This is a genomic window from Pedobacter sp. 01N416, assembly GCF_056399685.1.
On the sequence record NZ_JBFTRT010000802.1, the window covers coordinates 1 to 1,706 of the forward strand.

Consider the following 1,706-nt stretch of genomic DNA (forward strand, 5'->3'; position numbering starts at 1 on the left):
TTCCTGAGGCCGGTTTTAATAAAGGATCATTTGCACCAACGTAATCAGCACCTGCAAGTGTTTTAACTCCAATATAAAACCCTGTTCTACGCGTGCCATTTAATGGTGTAAAACCTAACCTTGTGGCGGTAGGACCAGATTCAAAAAGCATCCATCTTCTTAGATCCCAGAAGCGTTTGCTTTCGTAGGCGAATTCTACTTTTCTTTCGTTTAAAGCAGCTGCAAATAATTGGTCGCGGCTTAAACCAACATCCAAACCATAAGACCCGTCTGTACCGGCTAAAATGCCTGCCCTATCTCTTATAGATTTAATGCCTTCAAAACCTTCGCTAAGTTTATCTGCACCGATAGCTGATTCAGCAAGATTTAGTACAACTTCTGCAAATCTTATCTCCATATAGTCGGTTGGACTATTGCTAAAGTTACCAATTGTATTGTTTGCGTTTGGATTATTTGCTTTACATAAATATATACCGCTTGCATTGGCTCCTTTTGTTTCAGTAGTGCCATTATAGCCAGCTGTTGACGTTTTTTTCCAAACATAAGTCCATTGCTTATAATTAGTTGCACCCGAATACGGCCAGATGGCTCCATTATATACAAATGTTTTATAAAACCTAGGGTCTCTGTTTTTGTAAAATTTAGCGTCCGAATATGGATATGCAGCAGATGAAGCATTAATAGATTTACCATCCCTCATCGGAAAAGCATCCACAATCTGTTTGGTTGGCGATATTGATCCTCCGCCATTAATTTCTCTCGATCTGGTAGCTTGTTCCCAACCGTTGTTTTTTTGTGGATTTCCGGTTGTTAATGCATTAAAGCCAAAAGCGAATACAGATTCGATACTGTTATCAGCTATAAACATATTTCCCCAGGCCACTCCATTTGCTGTTCCTCCTACTTTATATAAGCCAAAGCCATTAGCTTCTAATAAAGTTTTGGCTGCTAAATTTGCTTGGTAGGCTCTATCCCAACGTGCCCTGTCATCGGTGCGGTTAAAAAGTGGGCTTGCCCATGTTAACAATACCCTACCTTTTAGCGCAGCAGCTGCGCCTGATGTAATTCTACCATTATCTACTCCTGTCCATTTTCCAGGCAATAAGGAGATGGCCATATCCAAGTCTTTAACAATCTGTTCTATACAGGCAGAAGATGAGCTTCTTTGTATTTCATTCGCAGGTCCGGAAGAAACAATTGGATCTTGAGGCGTTAAAACCAGTGGTACCCCGCCATATAACTTTACCAGTTCGAAATATTGCCAGGCTCTCCAAAAGTACATCTGTCCTTTAAACTTATTGGTTATATCTGTTGTTAAACCATGCTTATCAATTTCCTGTAGAAAAAGATTGATCTCTTTCATGCGTGTCCAGGTGTTATTGGCTACACTATTTGGCAAACGTTGTCCAAAGTATTTTAATGCATTTGTATTTACATATGAAATTTGGGCCCATTCTTTATTCCAATCCGTTTCACCTGCCAGCTCATCGGTAGTTTGAGTAAATGCCGAACTGTAAGTGCCGTTATCTGTAGCACTCTGCACCTGCACATTTGGAGTGCCATTGTTTGCTGGTAAAAACAACCCGTATACATAATCTACATAGCCCTGAGCCAGTGAGGCTTCTTGAAAAACCTGCTCATTAAAGCCTGCATAATCTTTTTTCTCTTCTAAAAAACTGTCTTTGCAGCTCGCAGTTAATATAACC

1 protein-coding gene is annotated in these 1,706 nt (G+C 40.2%); it reads right to left on the reverse strand.

All coding sequences use genetic code 11. From position 1 onward, the window contains the following. Positions 1 to 1,706: RagB/SusD family nutrient uptake outer membrane protein (locus AC1DND_RS27310; protein WP_477585923.1), on the reverse strand; the 1,706-nt coding region annotated here is incomplete at both ends.